16 protein-coding genes and 1 tRNA gene are annotated in these 17,214 nt (G+C 66.3%); 6 read left to right on the plus strand and 11 right to left on the minus strand.

Annotated features, from left to right (window positions below; translation table 11 throughout):
• Nucleotide 1 precedes the first annotated feature (1 nt).
• Both AC1DX2_RS24015 and AC1DX2_RS24020 read right to left on the minus strand, forming a co-directional pair.
• Nucleotides 2–1,213, minus strand: coding sequence for a CaiB/BaiF CoA transferase family protein (locus AC1DX2_RS24015; RefSeq protein ID WP_477198952.1), 1,212 nt, complete (start codon nt 1,211–1,213; stop codon nt 2–4).
• Nucleotides 1,210–2,076, minus strand: coding sequence for an HpcH/HpaI aldolase/citrate lyase family protein (locus AC1DX2_RS24020; RefSeq protein WP_477198953.1), 867 nt, complete (start codon nt 2,074–2,076; stop codon nt 1,210–1,212). Before AC1DX2_RS24020 ends, AC1DX2_RS24015 begins: the two co-directional genes overlap by 4 nt.
• Nucleotides 2,077–2,209: 133 nt before the next feature.
• On the opposite strand from AC1DX2_RS24020, the gene AC1DX2_RS24025 reads away from it, so the two are divergent.
• From AC1DX2_RS24025 to AC1DX2_RS24040, 4 genes are all read left to right on the plus strand, one after another.
• Entirely contained in the window at nt 2,210–3,106 is an 897-nt protein-coding gene (locus tag AC1DX2_RS24025) for a LysR family transcriptional regulator (RefSeq protein ID WP_477198954.1), read from the plus strand.
• Nucleotides 3,107–3,219: 113 nt separating this feature from the next.
• Nucleotides 3,220–4,164: a 5'-methylthioadenosine/S-adenosylhomocysteine nucleosidase gene (locus AC1DX2_RS24030; protein WP_477198955.1), complete on the plus strand. Its 945-nt coding sequence runs from the start codon at nt 3,220–3,222 to the stop codon at nt 4,162–4,164.
• A gap of 21 nt (nt 4,165–4,185) precedes the next feature.
• Nucleotides 4,186–4,644 carry a metallophosphoesterase family protein gene (locus AC1DX2_RS24035; RefSeq protein ID WP_477198956.1) on the plus strand — a complete coding sequence of 153 codons (459 nt, stop codon included), beginning with the start codon at nt 4,186–4,188 and terminating at the stop codon, nt 4,642–4,644.
• Between the two features lie 28 nt (nt 4,645–4,672).
• Nucleotides 4,673–5,674, plus strand: a complete 1,002-nt coding sequence (locus AC1DX2_RS24040; RefSeq protein WP_477198957.1) for a GNAT family N-acetyltransferase — start codon at nt 4,673–4,675, stop codon at nt 5,672–5,674.
• A 24-nt stretch (nt 5,675–5,698) separates the two neighbouring features.
• Here the strand turns inward: AC1DX2_RS24040 and AC1DX2_RS24045 are convergent, their stop codons facing one another.
• From AC1DX2_RS24045 to AC1DX2_RS24070, 6 genes are all read right to left on the minus strand, one after another.
• Nucleotides 5,699–7,585, minus strand: coding sequence for a glycoside hydrolase family 127 protein (locus AC1DX2_RS24045; protein WP_477198958.1), 1,887 nt, complete (start codon nt 7,583–7,585; stop codon nt 5,699–5,701).
• A gap of 61 nt (nt 7,586–7,646) precedes the next feature.
• Nucleotides 7,647–9,842 carry a formylglycine-generating enzyme family protein gene (locus tag AC1DX2_RS24050; protein ID WP_477198959.1) on the minus strand — a complete coding sequence of 732 codons (2,196 nt, stop codon included), beginning with the start codon at nt 9,840–9,842 and terminating at the stop codon, nt 7,647–7,649.
• A 61-nt stretch (nt 9,843–9,903) separates the two neighbouring features.
• Entirely contained in the window at nt 9,904–11,199 is a 1,296-nt protein-coding gene (locus tag AC1DX2_RS24055) for a serine hydrolase domain-containing protein (protein WP_477198960.1), read from the minus strand.
• Between the two features lie 68 nt (nt 11,200–11,267).
• Nucleotides 11,268–13,490, minus strand: coding sequence for a TonB-dependent receptor (locus AC1DX2_RS24060; protein WP_477198961.1), 2,223 nt, complete (start codon nt 13,488–13,490; stop codon nt 11,268–11,270).
• 315 nt (nt 13,491–13,805) lie between these two features.
• Nucleotides 13,806–14,783, minus strand: coding sequence for a VTT domain-containing protein (locus AC1DX2_RS24065; RefSeq protein ID WP_477198962.1), 978 nt, complete (start codon nt 14,781–14,783; stop codon nt 13,806–13,808).
• Between the two features lie 40 nt (nt 14,784–14,823).
• The gene (locus tag AC1DX2_RS24070; protein WP_477198963.1) at nt 14,824–15,189 is read right to left on the minus strand and encodes a VOC family protein; all 366 of its coding nucleotides are present in this window, start codon (nt 15,187–15,189) and stop codon (nt 14,824–14,826) included.
• 110 nt (nt 15,190–15,299) lie between these two features.
• Here AC1DX2_RS24070 and AC1DX2_RS24075 point away from each other — a divergent pair, with 110 nt between their 5' ends.
• Nucleotides 15,300–15,614, plus strand: coding sequence for a helix-turn-helix domain-containing protein (locus AC1DX2_RS24075; protein ID WP_477198964.1), 315 nt, complete (start codon nt 15,300–15,302; stop codon nt 15,612–15,614).
• Here the strand turns inward: AC1DX2_RS24075 and AC1DX2_RS24080 are convergent.
• Both AC1DX2_RS24080 and AC1DX2_RS24085 read right to left on the minus strand, forming a co-directional pair.
• Nucleotides 15,606–16,019 (minus strand): DoxX family protein, encoded by a 414-nt coding sequence (locus tag AC1DX2_RS24080; RefSeq protein WP_477198965.1) that lies wholly within the window; start codon nt 16,017–16,019, stop codon nt 15,606–15,608. The two genes, AC1DX2_RS24075 and AC1DX2_RS24080, sit on opposite strands and share 9 nt — an antisense overlap.
• Nucleotides 16,019–16,276, minus strand: a complete 258-nt coding sequence (locus tag AC1DX2_RS24085; protein WP_477198966.1) for a DUF4287 domain-containing protein — start codon at nt 16,274–16,276, stop codon at nt 16,019–16,021. The genes AC1DX2_RS24080 and AC1DX2_RS24085 overlap by 1 nt, the downstream gene beginning before the upstream one ends.
• Before the next feature lie 99 nt (nt 16,277–16,375).
• Here AC1DX2_RS24085 and AC1DX2_RS24090 point away from each other — a divergent pair, with 99 nt between their 5' ends.
• Nucleotides 16,376–17,020 (plus strand): TetR/AcrR family transcriptional regulator, encoded by a 645-nt coding sequence (locus AC1DX2_RS24090; protein WP_477198967.1) that lies wholly within the window; start codon nt 16,376–16,378, stop codon nt 17,018–17,020.
• A gap of 53 nt (nt 17,021–17,073) precedes the next feature.
• On the opposite strand, the gene AC1DX2_RS24095 is transcribed toward AC1DX2_RS24090, so the two are convergent.
• A tRNA-Ala gene (locus AC1DX2_RS24095) sits at nt 17,074–17,149 on the minus strand.
• Nucleotides 17,150–17,214: the final 65 nt, after the last annotated feature.

Genomic DNA, 17,214 nt, shown 5'->3' on the forward strand with positions numbered 1-17,214 from the left:
ATCAGACAACCACGCCCTGGGCACGCAGGTGCTCCACGTCCTGCGTGCTGTAGCCGTGCTCCAGCAGCAGCTCGCCGGAATGCTGGCCCATCATCGGCGCGGCAAAGGCGGCCGGCCCGGGTGTGCTGCCAAACTTCACCGGGCCGGTGAAGCCCTGGTAGCGGCCCACCGCCGGGTGCTCCAGCGTAGTGACCATGCCCTCGGCCAGCACCTGCGGGTGGTCGAACATGTCGCCAATGGTGCGGGCGGCGCTGCTGGGCACCTCCTGGCCGAAGATGGCTTCCCACTCCAGCGCGGTGTGCTGCTGCAGCGCCTGGTGCAGCTGGGGCAGGATCTCGTGCGCGGCGTCCGCCCGCTTGCGCACGGTGTCATAGCGCGGGTCGGCGGCCAGCTGGGGCAGGCCCACCTTGTCGCACAGCGCCTGCCAGAAATGCGGGGTGTTGGCCGACAGGTAGATGTAGCCCTCGCGTGCCGGGTGCAGGCCGGTGACGCCGCCCGAGCGCATGTCGCGCCCCACGTGGCGGCCCTCGCCGTCGGCCCAGATGAAGCGGGCCGACTGCATGGCCAGCGCGCTGCGCAGCAGCGACACGCCCACATACTGCCCGCGCCCGCTGCGTTCGCGCTCGTACAGCGCGGCGGCCACGCCGCTGGCCACCATGGAGGCGGCGTAGTAATCCACCACCGAGCCGTAGACGATCTCGGGCACCTGGCCCAGCTTGCCCTGCATCTGGCAGATGCCGGTCATGGACTGCAGCACCTGGTCGTAGCCGGCGTTGTCCTTCATCGGGCCGGTCTCGCCGTAGCCGTTGACCACGCAGTAGATCAGACGTGGGTAGGTCTCTTGGAACTGCTCGTAGGCAATCCCCAGACGTGCCGGCACGGCCGGGCGGAAGTTGTGCACCAGCACGTCGGTCTTGGCCAGCAGGCGGTGCAGCACCTGCAGGCCTTCGGCCTGCTTCAAATCCAGCACCAGGCCGCGTTTGCTGCGGTTGATGCCCAGGAAGGCGCGGCTCTCGCTGGCCAGCGTGGACGGGTACTTGCGCAGGTTGTCACCCACCGGCGGCTCGATCTTGATGACGTCGGCGCCCATGTCGGCCAGCAGTGTGCAGCCATAGGGGCCGGCGATGTAGGCGCTCAGATCCAGCACGCGCACGCCGGACAAAGGGCCGCGCGCCGGGGTGGGTGTGCCGGCGGTGTTGTGAGGCACGGTCATTGCGCCAGCCCCAGCGAGCGGGCCACGGCCACGGTGCGCTGCGCGCGGCGTATGAAGGGCGCGTCCACCATCCTGCCGTCCACGGTGAAGACACCGGCGGCGTCGGGTGCGGCGCTGCTCAGCGTGCTGAGCACTTTTTGCGAGAAGGCGATTTCGTCGTCCGACGGGCGGAACACCTCGTTGGCCACCGGCACCTGGCTGGGGTGAATGCAGCTCTTGCCGACGAAACCCATGGCACGGGCACGCAGCGCCTCGGCGCGGAAGCCCTCCAGGTTGGGGATGTCGGCATAGGCGCTGTCGCAGGCGAACACGCCCGCTTCACCGGCCGCCATGCGCACCGCGAACATGGCGGCATGCACGCTGGCGGCGTCACGCCGGTCCATGTTGAGTTGCTCGAACAGGTCCACCAGGCCCAACTGCAGGCCGACCACGCGCGGGTGCGCAGCAGCGATTTCGGCGGCATTGCGCAATGCCTTGGGCGTTTCGATGTTGGCCAGGATGGTGATGGGGCTGGCCACGCCGTTGCGCGCCTCTGCGCGCTCCAGCTGGGCCACGGCAGCAAGCACGTCGGCGGCGCTCTCCAGCTTGGGCACGTTCAGCATGGCCAGGCCGGGCTGCGCCACGGCCAGCACGTCGGCCTCGAAATGGGGGGTGTCTTGCGCATTGACGCGGGCGATCAGTGTCTTGGCGGTGCTGCGGGCCGCATCGCTGCGCAGGAACTCGCCCACGTAGACCCGCACGGCCGGCTTCAGGTCCGGTGCGACGGAATCCTCCAGGTCCAGCGAGATCGCGTCCGCCACCCCGGACAAGACCTTGTGGAAAAGCTCCTGGCGCGTGCCGGGGACAAACAGTTTGCTGCGCATGACCATCTTGTTATTGCAATCGGTAGGGCCTGCTGACGAACAGGTCCCCAGAGTATCTGGAGTTTGAATCGCAATAAAAACCATCTGATGCTATATTCAAACCCTATATTTTGTTTGCTATTCCAACCGCGCCATGGACACCCAGTTTCTGCACACCTTCGTCACCGTGGTGGACAACGGCTCCATGGCGGCGGCCGCCCGGTTGCTGAACATCACCCCCGCCACCGTGGCCCAGCAGGTGCGCACGCTGGAGCGCGAAATTGGCGCGCAACTGATCGCCCGCTCGGGCCGCACCGTCAGCGTCACCGAGGCCGGTGTGCGCATTCTGGAGCGCGCCCGCAACCTGCTGCGCGAGGTGTCGGACCTGCACACCGTGGCCAATGACGACGTCACCGCCGGCGAACTGCGCATAGGCGCCGGCACCAACGCGCTGACCGGCATCCTGCCCGACATCCTGGCGCTGATGGTGGCACGCTTCCCGCGCATCAAGGTGTTCATCAAGCCCGGCTACTCGCCCGAACTGTACAGCGCGGTGGAGAGCGGCGAGCTGGACGCCGCCATCGTGCTGGAGGCGCCCTTTGCCCTGTCCAAGCGCGTGGGCTGGGAGCTGCTGCGCGAGGAGCCGCTGGTGGTGCTGGCGCCCAAGAGCATGGCCAAGCGCGGCGCGCACGAACTGCTGGGCAGCGAGCCGCTGATACGCTACGACCGCAACCAGTGGGGCGGCCACCAGGCCGACCGCTACCTGCGCGCCAACGGCATCACGCCCAGGGAACGGTTTGAGATCAACGCGCTGAATGCGATTGCGGTGATGGTGGACCGGGGCTTGGGCGTCAGCCTGGTGCCGGATTGGGCGACGCCGTGGCCAGAAGGGTTGAATGTGGTGAAGCTGCCGTTGCCGGAGCCTTGTGAGCCGAGAAGGATTGGAATTGTGTGGTCGCGATCGACGATTCGGCTGCGGTTGGTGAAGGCGTTCATTCAAGAGGCAGCCAACGTGGGGCGGGGACAAAGGCCCAGCGGCAAACAGCGGTAGAACCACCCATGCAACGCCACGGCGTCGACAAGCAGCGATTGGACAACATCATGCGCAAACAGCCTTTGACAGCGTCTGGGCACTGGCAAAGGCCAGGGATCTTTTTGCTTTGCTTGAGCTTGCTGTTTCTCAATGGCGTCTATGCCGCCACCCCCTCTGACGCCCAGCCGCGCATCGCCATCCTCAGCGCCTTCGAGCCGGAACTGAAACTCCTGCTCGCCAACCTGAAGTCCCCCCAGACCACAGACATCCACGGCCAGCGCTTCACCACCGGCCAGTTGCAGGGCCAGGACGTGGTGCTGCTGCTCAGCGGTATCAGCATGGTCAATGCGGCGATGAGCACGCAGCGGGTTGTCGACAATTTCAACGTCAAGGCCATCGTGTTCTCCGGCATCGCCGGCGGCGTGGACCCGGGATTGGCCATTGGCGACGTGGTGGTAGCGGACCAATGGGGGCAGTACCTGGAGTCGGTGTTCGCGCGCGAAACCGCTCCCGGGCGGCATGAGCCGCCCGCCTTCCTGCGCGCCGACATGGCCAATTTCGGCATGATTTTTCCGCGCGCCACGGAAGTCACACGCGCCGGGCTGGCGGCGCCAGAGCGCCGCTTCTGGTTTCCGGCCGATGCGGCGCTGCTGGCGGCAGCACGCCAGATGGCACAAGACGCCCAAGCCCTGCCGCTGGAGCGCTGCACCAGCACCGGCAAATGCCTGGCGCACCAGCCCAGGCTGGTGGTGGGCGGCAACGGCGTCTCCGGCTCGGCCTTCATGGACAACGCGGCCATGCGCGACTTCCTGTCCAAGACATTGCAAGCCCGGGTGCTGGACATGGAAAGCGCTGCCACAGCCCAGGTGGCCTATGCCAATGGCGTGCCCTTCATCGCCTTTCGCAGCCTGTCGGACCTGGCCGGTGGCGACGACCGGCACAACGAGATGGCCACCTTCCTGACACTGGCATCCAGCAACTCGGCCAAGACGGTGCAAGCCTTTCTGGCGGCCTTGCCCAAGCCGGCCGTGGAGGCGGCCCCCGTCCAGCCAGCCGCCAGCCGAGCGCCTTTTTGATCCAGCGCCGACAATGCCGCCATGCGCATTGGCCTGATCTCCGACACCCACAACCTGCTGCGCCCGCAGGCGTTGGCCTTCCTGCACGGCTGCGACCACATCGTGCACGCTGGCGACATCTGTGAGCCCGCTGTGCTGCGCCAACTGCAGGCCATCGCGCCGCTGACCGCCGTGCGCGGCAACAATGACCATGGCCCTTGGGCGCAGGCGCTGCGCGAAACCGAGCTGGTGCAGTTGGCTGGCATCTGGCTGTATGTGATCCACGACCTGGGCGAGCTGGACATCGATCCGGCTGCTGCGGGCGTGCGCGTGGTGGTGTCGGGCCATTCGCACAAGCCGCTGACGCAGGAGCGCGACGGCGTGCTGTTCGTCAACCCAGGCAGCGCGGGGCCGCGGCGCTTCACACTGCCTATTTCGATCGGCGAGCTGGTCGTGGATGAGGGTGACGTGTCAGTCCGAACACTGGAATTGGCAGGCTGACAGGCCGGTATCGCGCTACAGTTGGCGCATGGGAACCTCTTTGCACACCGGCGGCTGCCTGTGCGGCGTGGTGCGATACGAAATCCGCGGCGAGCTGGGTCAGGCCTATTACTGCCACTGTTCGCTGTGCCGCAAGCTCAGCGGCTCGGCGTTCTCGGCCAACGCGGTGGTGGCCATGACCGACTTCACCGTCGTGCAAGGCCAGGGTGCCCTGAAGGCCCACACCAACGACAAAGGCGTCAGCCGCTGGTTCTGCGGCCAATGCGGCTCTCCCATCTACGTCAGCCAGGGGGAACAGATGCGGCTGCGCCTGGGTGGACTGGACACGCCGCTGGACACGCCGCCGCAGATGCACATCTACACCGACTCAAAAGCGGACTGGTTCACGGTGCATGACGGGCTGCCGCAACATCCGCAGCAGCCGGTGGACGCTGGCAGCACGCCCGCCACAGTCACGCTGCCGCCCTCGCCGCTGCCCGAGTTGCACACGCTGGAGCTGGCGCCGGCGCAGGCACCCTTGTTGCAAGCCTTCTTTGATGCCAATGCAGACTATTTCGTCATCGTCAATGGCGAGCCGGCCGCAGTGGGCGAGGCGATGGAGGAGATCACCGGCGAGTTGCCCGCCGGCTTCAGCTACACGAAGAAATGGGTCATAGGCTACGCGGACGCCAGCGGCACGCTGGTGGCCATGGCCAATGTGGTCACCGACCTGCTGGCGCCCAACATCTGGCACGTCGGCCTGTTCATGGTGGCCGACTCGCTGCACGGCACCGGCATCGCCCACGCGCTGTACCAGGGTCTGGAAGACTGGGCCGCGGCCAACGGGGCCACCTGGCTGCGCCTGGGCGTGGTGCAAGGCCATGCGCGGGCGGAACGCTTCTGGCAGTCGCTGGGCTTTGCCCCGGTGCGCACGCGCGAGAACGTGGACATGGGCAAGCTGACCAACACCATTGTGGTGATGGTCAAGCCGCTGACGGGTGAGACGCTGGCTCAGTACCTGCAGCAGGTGCCGCGCGACCAGCCGGCGTAGCCCGGCATGGCTGGATCATCCCGCCTATGCCGGCGGGGTGCCCCGCACCACCTGCATCCACGTCAGCCGCCAGACCCCATCCTTGCGCCCACCCGCCTCGAAGTAAGGCTGGAACACCAGCGGCTCGCGGTACCCCAGGTGCATGCGTATCGCAGGCCCTTCGGCCGCCGGCACGCCCTCTTCGCCCGACGCAGCCACCGGCGGTGGCAACACCTCCAGCCAGTCGCTGGGCATGTCGTCGGCTATACGGATCGTCTCCGCGGTCTTGAAGCCATCGATCAACGTGGTCGCGTACACCAGCGGCCCGCGCGTGATGGCCAGGTGGTCATAGTGCATCACCTCCTGCGCAATGGGCTCCCCTTCGGGCCCGCGCGACTCCTGCACGCTGCTGCTGGCCCGGGTGTGCACGGTGGGCTGCATGGGAAATTCCAGCGTCAGCACGTCATTGGCCTGCCAGCGCCGCTCCACGCGTACGTAGCCGCCGGGGGTGACGATCTGGTCCCAGGGCTGGCCGTTCAGCGCCACCTGCGCGCCCTGCACCCAGGCCGGCACGCGCAGCAGCACGGCGAACTGCGCACCGGCTTCTTCGGGCTGCACCACCAGGCGCACGGCGCCGACAAACGGGTAGTCGGTGACCTGCACCAGGCGCACCCTGCCGGCGCTGGGGTGCTGCAGTTCGGCGCGGCTGGCGCCGTACAGGTTGACCACCAGCTCATCGGCTGAGGTGATGCCGTAGGCAATCGCCGGCAACTCTTCCAGCGCCATTGCGCCGCTGGATTTGCAGCAGCGCCAATAGGTGGTGTGCACCCGCTTGCCGTTGGGGAAGGTGTAGTAGCACCAGTCTTCGCCATTGGGCGCCTGGGCGCCCAGCAGGTCGTTGTAGGCGCTGCATTCGATCTCTTCGGCAAAGCGCGGCTCGCCGGTGATGGCCAGCAACTCGCGGTTCAGCTGTATCCAGGCCAGCACCGAACAGGTCTCCACATAGCCCTGCGGGCTGAACACCGTGTGGTGGTTGAACACCTCGCGCGATCGGTGGCCCACGCCGCCCCAGGGACCGCCGCCCAGGCTCAGGTGGTAGCGGCGTATGCTGGTCCACACGTTGTGCACCGCCGTCAGGTACTGCGCGTCGCCGGTGGCGCGGTGCAGCTTGGCCAGGCCCACCAGGTTCCAGCACAGCTGGTAGGCCTTGCCGGTGGCGATTTCGGCCGCATCAGTGCCGGCCAGTGCCTGGCGCAGCAGCTCCAGCTCGGGGTGCTGGTCAGCCTGGCGCAGGATCAGCTTGGCCAGCTCCAGGTGCTGGTTGTCGCCGCTGGCCAGGTACAGGTCCACCGCCGCGTCCAGCAACACCGTGGCCGACATGCCGTGGTGGTTACCCAGGGTGATGATGTTGATGCCGCCCTGCGTGAAGGTGCGCCAGCACAGCTTGCCGATGGCGCTGGCCGCGGCCAGGTAGCGCGGATCGTCGGGGAACAGGCGCTGCACCTCCAGCAGGCCCAGCACCAGGTAGCTGTGGGTCCAGATGTCCCAGGTGCGTTTGCCGGGCGCGCCGTCCCAGGTGCGCACCCCGGCGGGCTGCTTGCGCGTGAAGCGGCGCTCGGGCGCATAAGTGCCCAGGTAGCCGTCGCTGCCCTGCACGCCAAGCAGGAAGTCCGCCACGCTTTTCACATTCACGGCCAAGGCATCGTCACCGCTGCGCAGGGCCGCCTTGGCAGCGGCCACCAGCCACTTGCCGGCATGCTCACCGTACCAGTCGCCTTCCAGGTTGGTGCTGGTGTGTTCGGGCCCGAACAGGGCAATGGCCGGGCTATCAGGCCCGGTGATGAAGTGGAACAGGCGGCCGTGCCGGTTGGCCTCCAGCGCATTGCCCAGCAAGCCGCCCAGTTGCACCTGGTCGCCAGCTGACAGGCGCATGGCCGCGCTCCCACGCGGCGGGGATGTATTTGTAGTCATGGTTAGCTTTTTAGCGCAAAACTCAGGCGGCATCCACCACGCAGCGAAAACCAATGCAGCCAGAGCGGTCCTTGCACGGCGCCATCAACAGGTATTTGCCATGCTGGTCCAGCCGGTAGGCCTGCGGAAAGTACCAGTGCGAGGTCTGCGGGTGGTAGCTGCTGCCGCCACGCAGCACGGCGGCGCGGGTGTGGGCGTCGCTGTACTCGTCGGTCCACTGCCACACATTGCCCACCAGGTCGCGCACGCCAAAGGGGCTCTCGCTTTGTGGATGCGCATCCACATCGGCCGGCGCCACCAGGGTGCGACCCCGGTTGGGCATCGGGACGGCATCGGCACGCCAGGCATTGCCCCAAGGGTACAGGCGGCCATCCGTGCCCTGCGCAGCGTATTGCCACTCCCACTCGCGCGGCAGGCGCTTGCCGGCCCAGGCGGCATAGGCGCGGGCGTCTTCGATGCCCACCCAGGTGACCGGCTTGTTGCCCCACCCTGCAGGCGGCGCACCGTTGACCCAATCGCGCAGGAAGTTGTGCGCATCGCGCGGCTGGTACTTCGCTGCGTCCATGAAGGCCTTGAACTGCGCGTTGGTCACCGGGTACTGGTCGATGAAGAAGGCATCCAACTGCATCCGTTGGCGGTGGCTGCGGCGAGCCGTGCTCTCCCACGGGTACTGGAAGTCCACGCCGGCCCAGGTCTGGCCTTCGATCTCATTGCCGCCGACGATGAAATCGAACTCACCTGCCGGCACCTTCACCATGCCGGCTGGCGCTTCCTTCGCCGACTGTGTGGGCGCGATGGCATGCAGTTGCTGCGGGATGTCCACCCACTGCGCCGACAAGCTTTGCAGCGTGACCTGGGCCAGCTCACGCGCCTTGGCCAGGTAGCTGTCCAGCCCGGCCACCTCCGCGCCTGCCGCCACCGCCAACAGCGCGCCGAAGCCGCGCGGCTCCATGAACAACGACAACACGGCCTGGCCCTTGCCGTCCATGCGCGGTTGCAACTCGGCACCATGCCACAGGTCGTAGTAGCGCGTGCCCGCCTCATGCGCCACGGCGATCAGTTCACCCTGCGCGTCGTACTCATTTCGGTTGACCATGGTGTGCAGCACCTGACCTTCGCCCGGGAAGCGGCTGGCAAACACGCCGGCCTGCAGCGTGGGCGCATAGGGCCGCCAATGCATGCTGACCAGCAGCGGCGCAAAGGCCCGGTACAGCGCGCCAATGCGCTTCAAGGCATGGGCGTCGCGCGGCGTCAGCTGGTTCCAGATGCCCCACACGTTTTCCCAGGCGTTGTAGCCCACGCCGTTGAAGAACATGTACTGGAAGTCGTTGGTGCGGTCGCGGCCCCAGCGGTTTTCCAGGTTGATCATGTGGCGCGGCTCCAGCCACTTGAACTTGGCCACCGGCGGCACCACGTCAGGTGGCACCTTCTTGCCCCAGCTCTGCACGTTCCAGATCAATTGTTCTTCGGCCGAGATGGTGCTCTCGGGTTGCAGCACCAGCGGCTTGCCGACGGCCAGGCCGGCGTCGAAAAAGGCACGCGGCACGCCGTTGTAGGTGTCGCCGTTGATGCCATCGGCATCCACGGCTTTGATGATCTCGGCAATCGCCACCCAGTCTTCCTGCCCCTGGTCCCGCGTGCCCTTGTCCCAGGGCTTGGTGGGCAGCAGCACGCGCACGCCCCGGCGGTGGAAGTCGGCGATGGCGCCCTTCAGGCCTTCCAGGCCACCGGGCATGTCGTGCGCCAGGTCGGTCTGGTTGCGGTCGTCGACACCGATGTTGGGGTACACGTACCAGATCAGCACGCTGTCTATGCCGCCAAAGCGTTGCTCCAGGTCGTCCAGGTAACGGTCCACCGTGTACTTGCCGGCCTCGGGGTCGTAGAAGAAGCGGTCTTCCACCATCATCTGCGCGTGCACGAAATTGCGCTGCGCCCACTGCAGCTCGGGGCGGCGGTAGTTGGCGTCGCTGTAGCCTATGCGCGTCAGGTGCTCGTTGCGCCAGTCCTGCAGCTCGCGCAGCCAGTCGTCGGCGGTGCCGGTGACGTCCATCTTCCAGTGGCCGATTTCGGCAAACGGCCAGCCCGGCGCCTTGCCCGGCGTGGGCAGGTAACGGCCGGTGGTGACGTGGGAGAACTTGTACTCGGTCTTCACCGGTGTGGCGCGGTCCACCGGCGGCCAGGGGTTCAGGTGTTCGGATTGGGCGTCGTCGGAACTCATGGGTACATCCTATAGCGATTGGGTAGGGCCGCCAATGCGGCCCACAAGGGGCCAGCGACAGTCAGCGAACCAGGGCCTGGTACACCAGGGTGTAAAAGCGCTGGCTGACCTTGGGCGGGTCTTTCGGCAGGCCCTGGGGCAGGTGCTGCATCATCAGCATCGCCACCATCTGCTCCTGCGGGTCCACGGTGTAGTAGGTGCTGCCCGAGCCGGACCAGCCAAACTGCCCCACCGAGCCCAGCCCGTAACGGGCCACGTCCAGCACCACGTAGACGCCCAGGCCAAAGCCCGCGCCATCGCGCAACTGACCGGCCGGCAACTCTACGCCGGCCAACTGGTTCTGCTGCATCAGCGCCACCGTCTTGCGGCCCAGGACGGTCACGCCGTCCAGCGTGCCGCCGCCCAGCAGCATCTGGCAAAAGCGCAGGTAGTCCTGCGCGGTGGAATACAGGCCGCCGGCGGCGCTGGGGTAGTTGTTCAAGGAGATGCCAGGCTGGCGGGCGCTGGGCGTGTCGGCCAGCAGCAGGCGGCCCTGGGCGTCGGTGGTGGTCATGTCGACGATGCGCGCGCGCTTCGCCGCAGGCACGACAAAGGCTGTGTCCTTCATGCCCAGAGGTCCCAGCACGCGCCGCTGCAGCAACTGGTCCAGTGGCTGGCCGTCCACCACTTCCAGCAAACGGGCCAGCACCTCCAGGCCCACGCCGTCGTAGACAAAGCGCTCACCCGGGTCGCGCCCCAGCGGCCGGCTGGCCACATAGGTGGCGTAGTCCTTCAGTGTGGCGGCGTTGTGCGGGTCGTAGCGGTTGAACAGCTTCACCGCCTCGTCATTGCCCTGGGCGCCGCCGGTGGCAAAGCCGCCGGTGTGCGTCAGCAGGTGGCGCACGGTCAGTGGTCCGCGCGGTGCGCGCAACAGCGGTGCATCGGCCGTGCCACCGCTCATCACGCGCAGGTTGGCAAACTCAGGCAGGTACCTGGCCACCGGGTCGTCCAGTGTCAGCTTGCCCTCTTCCATCAACTGCAGCGCGGCCACGCTGGCGATGGTCTTGGTCATGGAGTGGATGCGAAAGATGCCGTCCACCGGCATCGGTGAAGTCTTGGCCACATCGCGCCAGCCATGCGCGCGCAAGTCCACCACCTGGCCGTTGCGCGCCACCAGCGTGATGGCGCCCAGGTAGCTGCCGCTGTGCGTCAGCTCCTCGGTGAAGCGGTGCAGGCGCTCCAGCCGCTGGGTGGAGAAGCCCTGCACCACCGCGTCGGCAGCGGGCGCAGGCGCAGATGCCGCCCCCTGAGCCAGCGCGCCGCTGGCTCCCATCCATGCTGACACAGCCAGCGCACCCAGAATCAGCAGTTGTTTCACGGCAAAAAAAACCGGTGCGTGAACACCGGCACAAGACCCCCGAAACGGCCGCCCGCAGGCGGCCAGCCTCAGAACGTGATGGTATGGTTGATCGACACCTTGCGGCCACGGCCCGAGAAGAAGTTCTGGAACAGGTCGTGCGCCGAGTAGCTCAGCAGGTAGTAGCGGTTGAACAGGTTTTCCACCCCCAGCGACAGCGTGCCGTACTTCTTCATGTCGTAGTTCACGCCCAGGTCCACCAGCGTGTAGGCATCGGAATGCTCGGCGCTGCCTGTGCCGGCGTTGGTGGTCAGCTCGAAGAAGGTGGTGGTGCCCACACGCACGCTCCAGGTGTCGTTGGGTTTCCAGTTGACCGAGGTGATCAGCTTGTTCGGGCTGACGTCGTTCACACCCAGCTGCAGGTTCAGCGGCGGCAGCGGCTGGCCCGGTGTCACCTGGGCGGACGAGGTGGTGCCCGCCACGTGTGAGTACAGCGCGTTGGCACGCCATTCCTTGTTGAAGATGTACTCGCCGGAAATCTCGTAGCCCGAGATGGACACCGGCTTGCGTGTCAGGACGAGGTCACCCACCGTGGCGTTGCCGCTGATGGAAGAGCCCAGCTCCGAGTAGGAGCGGTACGTGGATGCCTGCAGATAGCCCTGCTTGCCCTTCCAGGTGAAGCCGATTTCCTTGTTGTCAGCCACCACCGCCTGCAGGTCGGCAAACAGGCCGGTGACCGAGCGGCCCGGCACGTTGACGTTGCGCAGCGGAATGCCCACATTGGGCAGCGTGAAGCCCTTGCTGTAGGAGGCAAAGGCCGAGAACTCGGGCGCGAACTTCAGCACCAGCCCCAGGTTGGGCAGCGTCTCGCTGTATTCCAGCGTGCCGCCGGTGACGAAGGCACGGTTGACCGCCCACACAGTGGTGTAGCTGTCCACCTGCAGCTGGCCGCCTTCGTGGCGTACGCCGCCACTCAAGGTGGCCATGCCAAAGGTGTAGGCCAGCTGCGCGTAGGGCGCCACGCTCTTGTACAGCATGGGCGGCACCCACAGGCGGTTGGTCAGCGCGAGCTTCTGCTCGGTGCGGTCAGACACCACGTCCACGCCGGCATTCAACTCCAGGTCCTTGATGCCACCCAGGTGGTCGGTGCTCCAGTTGGTCTTGATGCCGTGTTTGAACGACTGGGTCTCGGACTGTTCCACCAGCGTGCCGATCGGGGCGATCAGCGGGTCCTGCTTGCCACGGTTCAGGTTGGACTGGTCGGCCTTCAGCGGCAGGCAGTCGGTGGTGCCACACTCGGACAAAAAGCGGGTGTGCTCGTCCATGTTGTAGATGTGGATGCTCAGGCCGCCACCAAACAGGTCGTCGTTGGTGTACTTCAGCGCGTACTGGTTGAAGGCGTTGAACTCGGCCAGGCCGCCCGGCGTGCGCCCGGGCACCGAGGTGTCGGGGATGCCGGTGGCGCGGTTGCCCACCACCTCCACGTAATTGCCCTTGCCGTCCAGGTGGTAGCGGCTGGCGCTCAAGCTGATGCGCTGCTCGTTTTGCGCGCCGAAGTTGAAGCCCAGCTTCAGGAACAGGTTGCGGCTGGTGCTGTCGTTGGTGGAACCGCTCTGGCCCATGCCGATGCGCCGGCCGTTGCCGTCGAACTCCATGCCGCGCTCGGCACTCGACGTGGCGCCCAGGAAGTCAAAGGCATCTTCCTTGTGCGTGAACACCATGCCCACGCGGTAGCCGGCGCTGTCCTCCTTGAACTGGGTGGCGTACTGCGACGTCAGCTGGAACTCGTTGCCCATCTTGGTGGGCACCTTGGTCAGGTAGTTGATGATGCCGCCCGAGGCGCCAATGCCTTCGGTGGCCGACGGGCCGTTGATGACCTCGATGCGGCCAACGATGCCCATGTCGGTGAAGGCCGTGGTGCGGTTGCCATCGCGCAGCGGCATGGTCTGCGGCACGCCGTCGAACAGGCGCAGCGCAGTGCGGCCGCGCAGCGTCTCACCATTGCCCGCCAGGTTTTGCGAAGCCTCGCCGTAGCCGGGCACAGTGCGCGTCAGCACGGCGGTGGCGTCCAGCGTGAGTTTGGCGACGTCCGCAATCTCCTGCTCGGAGATCACCGTCACCGCGCCGGGAATCTTGTCCACCGCCTTGGCCGAACGCGTGCTGGTGGTGATGGTCACGGTGTCCAGCTTGGTCTCTTCGTCCTTTTTGGGCGCCGTCTGGGCCGAAGCGCCAGCGGCGGCCAGCGAGGCGGCCAGCAGCGCCACCAGGTTGGCGGCCAAGGTCTTCTGCATGCGAGGGATGGAGGTGGTCATGGGGTTTTGTCTCTTCGTGGTTATGGTGGGGGAAAAAAGCGAACGCGGGCGTCGGCCGTGCTGCGGGGTGCAAAAAAGCGCGCGAGTGTCTCCGTCTTTGGTATTGCCGCGAGTCTCCATCGATTTAGTAGAAATAAAAACCATTTATTCGAATATTCAAAACATACTTTTTGTTTGTTGATCGGGCGCCGGACGCACCCCCTATCACCAAGGCAAACCGTACCTACAGAGGGGAGCAAAAGAAGGTGCCGAGCGCACCACGGCATGGCGCAACAGTCCCGGAACAGTTGGCGCGCCGCAACAGGTGCGGCTTGCTCAGCGGCTCACTGCGGCGGTGCCCGCCGACCCGGCCACACCCGCATGGCCTGCTGAATGGCCATGGTTCGCCGCCCAGGCCTCCAGGCCACCGGCCAAAGGTCGGGCGCGTACATGGCCATGGGCGCGCAGCACACTCACCGCGCGCACGGCCGACACGTCATTGGGGCAATTGCAATAGGCCACGATCTCGCGCTCGCCCACCGGCTGAGCCTGGGCCCAGGCCACCATCTCGTCCAGCGCCACATGGATGGCGCCATGCACCTGGCGCGGGTCCAGCCGCACGCTGGCAAGCGAACGCACGTCCACCACCAGCGGGGGTTGGGCAGAGTCCAGCATGGCCAGCAACTCCTGCACGCTGACGCGCGGCACCCCACCATCGCGCAACGCGCGCAGACGGCGCAACCAGCGCCACAGCAGGTACAGCACCAGCACCGCCAGCAGCACCGCGCCGGCCACGGTGCCGGCCTCGCGCAGCCAGGCGATCACGGCCTCAATCTGCCGCGCCAGCAACACGCCAAGCCCCAGATAGACCAACGCCCAGACGCTGGCACCCAACACCTCAAAGCCCATAAAGCGCCGCCACGGCATGCCCAACGCGCCAGACACCGGCGGCGCCACCACCGACACGCCGGGTACAAACTTGGCGGCCACCAGCGCCGCGCCGCCCCACTTCAGGATGAAGCCTTCGCTCTGGCGCACGCAGGTGTCGGCAGACAGCGACAGCCGGCACAAGACCCGCAACACGCGGTGCCCAAAGCGCCGGCCCAGCGCGAACCACACCACGTCGCCCAGGATGGAGGCCACGACGGCCGCCAGCAGCGCCGGCGCCAGGCTCATCTGCCCCGTGGCCACCAGGCTGCCGGCCACCAGCAGCAGCGGCGCGGCCGGCACCGGCAATCCCAGCCGCTCCACCAGCGTGATGAGGAACAGCAGGCCCACGCCATGCTGGGCCAGCACCTGCGAGAAGGAGCTCATGCGGGCATTGTGGCATGCGCCTTGCCGCCTCGCCCGCCGGCTACTTGGACGACAGCACGAACTGGTTGCCGTCCGGGTCCTTCATGATGGCGAACTCGCCCCACGGTTGCTTTTGCGGCGGTGACATGAACTCCACCCCGCGCGCGCTCAGCTGGCGGTAAGTGGCCGGCACGTCGTCGCAGGCCAGCGCGCCGGCGAAGAAGCCGCCGATGCGATCCTCCTGCCCCTCGGGGGTGAACAGCACGAACTTCGTGTCCGAGCCGTTGATGCCCATCTCTATCCAGCGCTGCTTGTCGTTGAAGGGCTGGTCGGTGATCAGGCGAAAGCCCACCTGCTCGGTGTAGAAGCGCAGCGCGCGGTCCTGGTCGCTGGTGGGGATGCTGACGAACTTGACGTGGGTGATCATGGTGGGGTCTCCTGTACGGTGTATGAACGTGACGGGATGTTGCCATGGGCCCAGCCCTGCAGTTACCATGATGACTATAGTCTTGGTGGCAATAGCATGAAAACGCCCGCATGAGCATTCCCTTCGACCCCTACTTTGTCGACATCCTGATGCCCGACCTGGTGGGCCACGACAAATCGGCAGCGGCCTTCATCGTCTACCTGTACCTGTGGCGGCGCGTCTCGGCGGCGCCGCGCAATGCGGTGCAGGTCAGCTACGCCACGCTGGCCACGGAAACGGGCCTGTCCAAGACCTCGGCCCAGCGCGCTATCCAGCACCTGAAGCGGCGCGGCCTGGTTGCAGCACAGGCGGCCAGCGCCACCGCCGTGCCACAGTACAGCGTGCTGCGGCCCTGGCTGGGGCGGCTGCGCGCGGGCTCAGCCTGATGCGGCCGAGGTCCAGGGCAAGAAGTCGCGCAAACGCCTGTCACGCAGGTACAAGCCAGCCCACATGGCCAGGCCCACGTAAGCGCCGAACAGGATGTGCGAAAACCAGGGCGCAGAGATACGCGCCTGCGTGGCAATGGCGCCACCCAGGTAGCCGGTCAACAGCACGGCCCCGAGAACGCTGGTGCGAGGCAGGATGTAGAGCACCGTGGCCGACAGCAGCACAGCACCCAGTGGCAGCGCGGATTCCACAGGCCAGCCTATCTGCACTGTGCTTTGCAACACCACGGGCAACTGCAGCAGCTTCATCGTCGCGTCCAGCACGAAGAACGCCACCACCAAGCCACTCAGCACCAGCCCAATGCGGCGCTGCAGGGTGGAAACCGGGTAGGTGCCAGCCGCCATCACCACACCTCGCCCTTGGCCAGGGTGGTTGACGCGGCTGCCCCCGGGTGGCCCTTGAGCACGGCAACGATGGCCATCGCATGCCCACGGCCCAGGCCGTAGTCGGCCTTCAGCCATTCCACAATCTGGCCGGCCTTCACCCCAGGCTTGATGCCGGCGCCCTCCACAAAGCCTTTGCTCTTCGCCATGCGCCTGAAGTCGTCCGGCGTCTTGCCCGTCTTGGCATGGATGTTGTCGATGTATGCTTGAAACGTCATGCAGCTTCCTTTTTTCCTTAACTGAATTGCCAATTGCCATGCCCCGTCCGGCCTGGCAAATTAAATATAGTTAACTACATTTAAATTGTCAACGACCCCATGACGAAACCCCGGCGCTATGACACGAGCCAGCGCGAACAGGCGGCGCAAGCCACGCGCGCGCGGGTGCGCGACGCGGCCAAGCAGCTGTTCACGCGCAAGGGCATAGACCTGGTGACCGTGGCGCAGATCGCCGAAAAGGCCGATGTGGCCACCTCCACCGTCTATGCGCTGTACAAGTCCAAGGATGGGATATTGCAGGCCATCATGCGGGAGACGCTGTTTGGCGAACGCTTCTTGTCCGCGCAGCGTGTGATGGAGGGCGTCAACGACGCCGCTGTGCTGGTGGCCTTGACGCCGCGCATCTCCCGCGCGATTTACGAAAGCGAGCACGCCGAACTGGGGCTGCTGCGCGGGGTGTCCGCCTTCTCACCCAGCCTGCGCAAGATGGAAGCCCAGTTCGAGCGCCAGCGGTACGAGATGCAGGAAGCCCGCCTGCGGTTGCTGTTCGAGCAGGGCAAGGCCCGGCCCGGGTTGGACTGGGAAAAGGCCCGCCGCATCATGTGGATGTACACCAGCCGCGATGTCTACCGCATGCTGGTGACAGAGGGTGGCTGGTCGCCCGACGCCTACCAGGCCTGGTTGACCGACACGCTGGTCAGCGCGCTGGTGGCACCGGGCCATGCCGGCCCGAGCGCCAGTTGAACCTTCGTCACAAGAACCGCGGGGAGAACAACAGCGCTCTAGCGTGGGAAATCTGGTGGACCGAAGGAGGATCGAACTCCCGACCTCTGCATTGCGAACGCAGCGCTCTCCCAGCTGAGCTATCGGCCCGTGGCGGCGCGGCAGAAACGAAGCCGTGCCGGTGTGGAAAGGTCATTCTAGCGGGACCCTCGGCG

The organism is Hylemonella sp. P2_B10 (genome assembly GCF_056404875.1).

Bases quoted from the DNA above. Each gene is read 5' to 3' on its own strand.
- AC1DX2_RS24025 (WP_477198954.1), top strand. From the start codon at position 2,210: ATGGACACCCAGTTTCTGCACACCTTCGTCACCGTGGTGGACAACGGC.
- AC1DX2_RS24020 (WP_477198953.1), bottom strand. From the start codon at position 2,076: ATGCGCAGCAAACTGTTTGTCCCCGGCACGCGCCAGGAGCTTTTCCAC.
- AC1DX2_RS24070 (WP_477198963.1), bottom strand. From the start codon at position 15,189: ATGATCACCCACGTCAAGTTCGTCAGCATCCCCACCAGCGACCAGGAC.
- AC1DX2_RS24075 (WP_477198964.1), top strand. From the start codon at position 15,300: ATGAGCATTCCCTTCGACCCCTACTTTGTCGACATCCTGATGCCCGAC.
- AC1DX2_RS24090 (WP_477198967.1), top strand. From the start codon at position 16,376: ATGACGAAACCCCGGCGCTATGACACGAGCCAGCGCGAACAGGCGGCG.
- AC1DX2_RS24015 (WP_477198952.1), bottom strand. From the start codon at position 1,213: ATGACCGTGCCTCACAACACCGCCGGCACACCCACCCCGGCGCGCGGC.
- AC1DX2_RS24035 (WP_477198956.1), top strand. From the start codon at position 4,186: ATGCGCATTGGCCTGATCTCCGACACCCACAACCTGCTGCGCCCGCAG.
- AC1DX2_RS24050 (WP_477198959.1), bottom strand. From the start codon at position 9,842: ATGAGTTCCGACGACGCCCAATCCGAACACCTGAACCCCTGGCCGCCG.
- AC1DX2_RS24065 (WP_477198962.1), bottom strand. From the start codon at position 14,783: ATGAGCTCCTTCTCGCAGGTGCTGGCCCAGCATGGCGTGGGCCTGCTG.
- AC1DX2_RS24040 (WP_477198957.1), top strand. From the start codon at position 4,673: ATGGGAACCTCTTTGCACACCGGCGGCTGCCTGTGCGGCGTGGTGCGA.
- AC1DX2_RS24060 (WP_477198961.1), bottom strand. From the start codon at position 13,490: ATGACCACCTCCATCCCTCGCATGCAGAAGACCTTGGCCGCCAACCTG.
- AC1DX2_RS24080 (WP_477198965.1), bottom strand. From the start codon at position 16,019: ATGGCGGCTGGCACCTACCCGGTTTCCACCCTGCAGCGCCGCATTGGG.
- AC1DX2_RS24085 (WP_477198966.1), bottom strand. From the start codon at position 16,276: ATGACGTTTCAAGCATACATCGACAACATCCATGCCAAGACGGGCAAG.
- AC1DX2_RS24045 (WP_477198958.1), bottom strand. From the start codon at position 7,585: ATGCGCCTGTCAGCTGGCGACCAGGTGCAACTGGGCGGCTTGCTGGGC.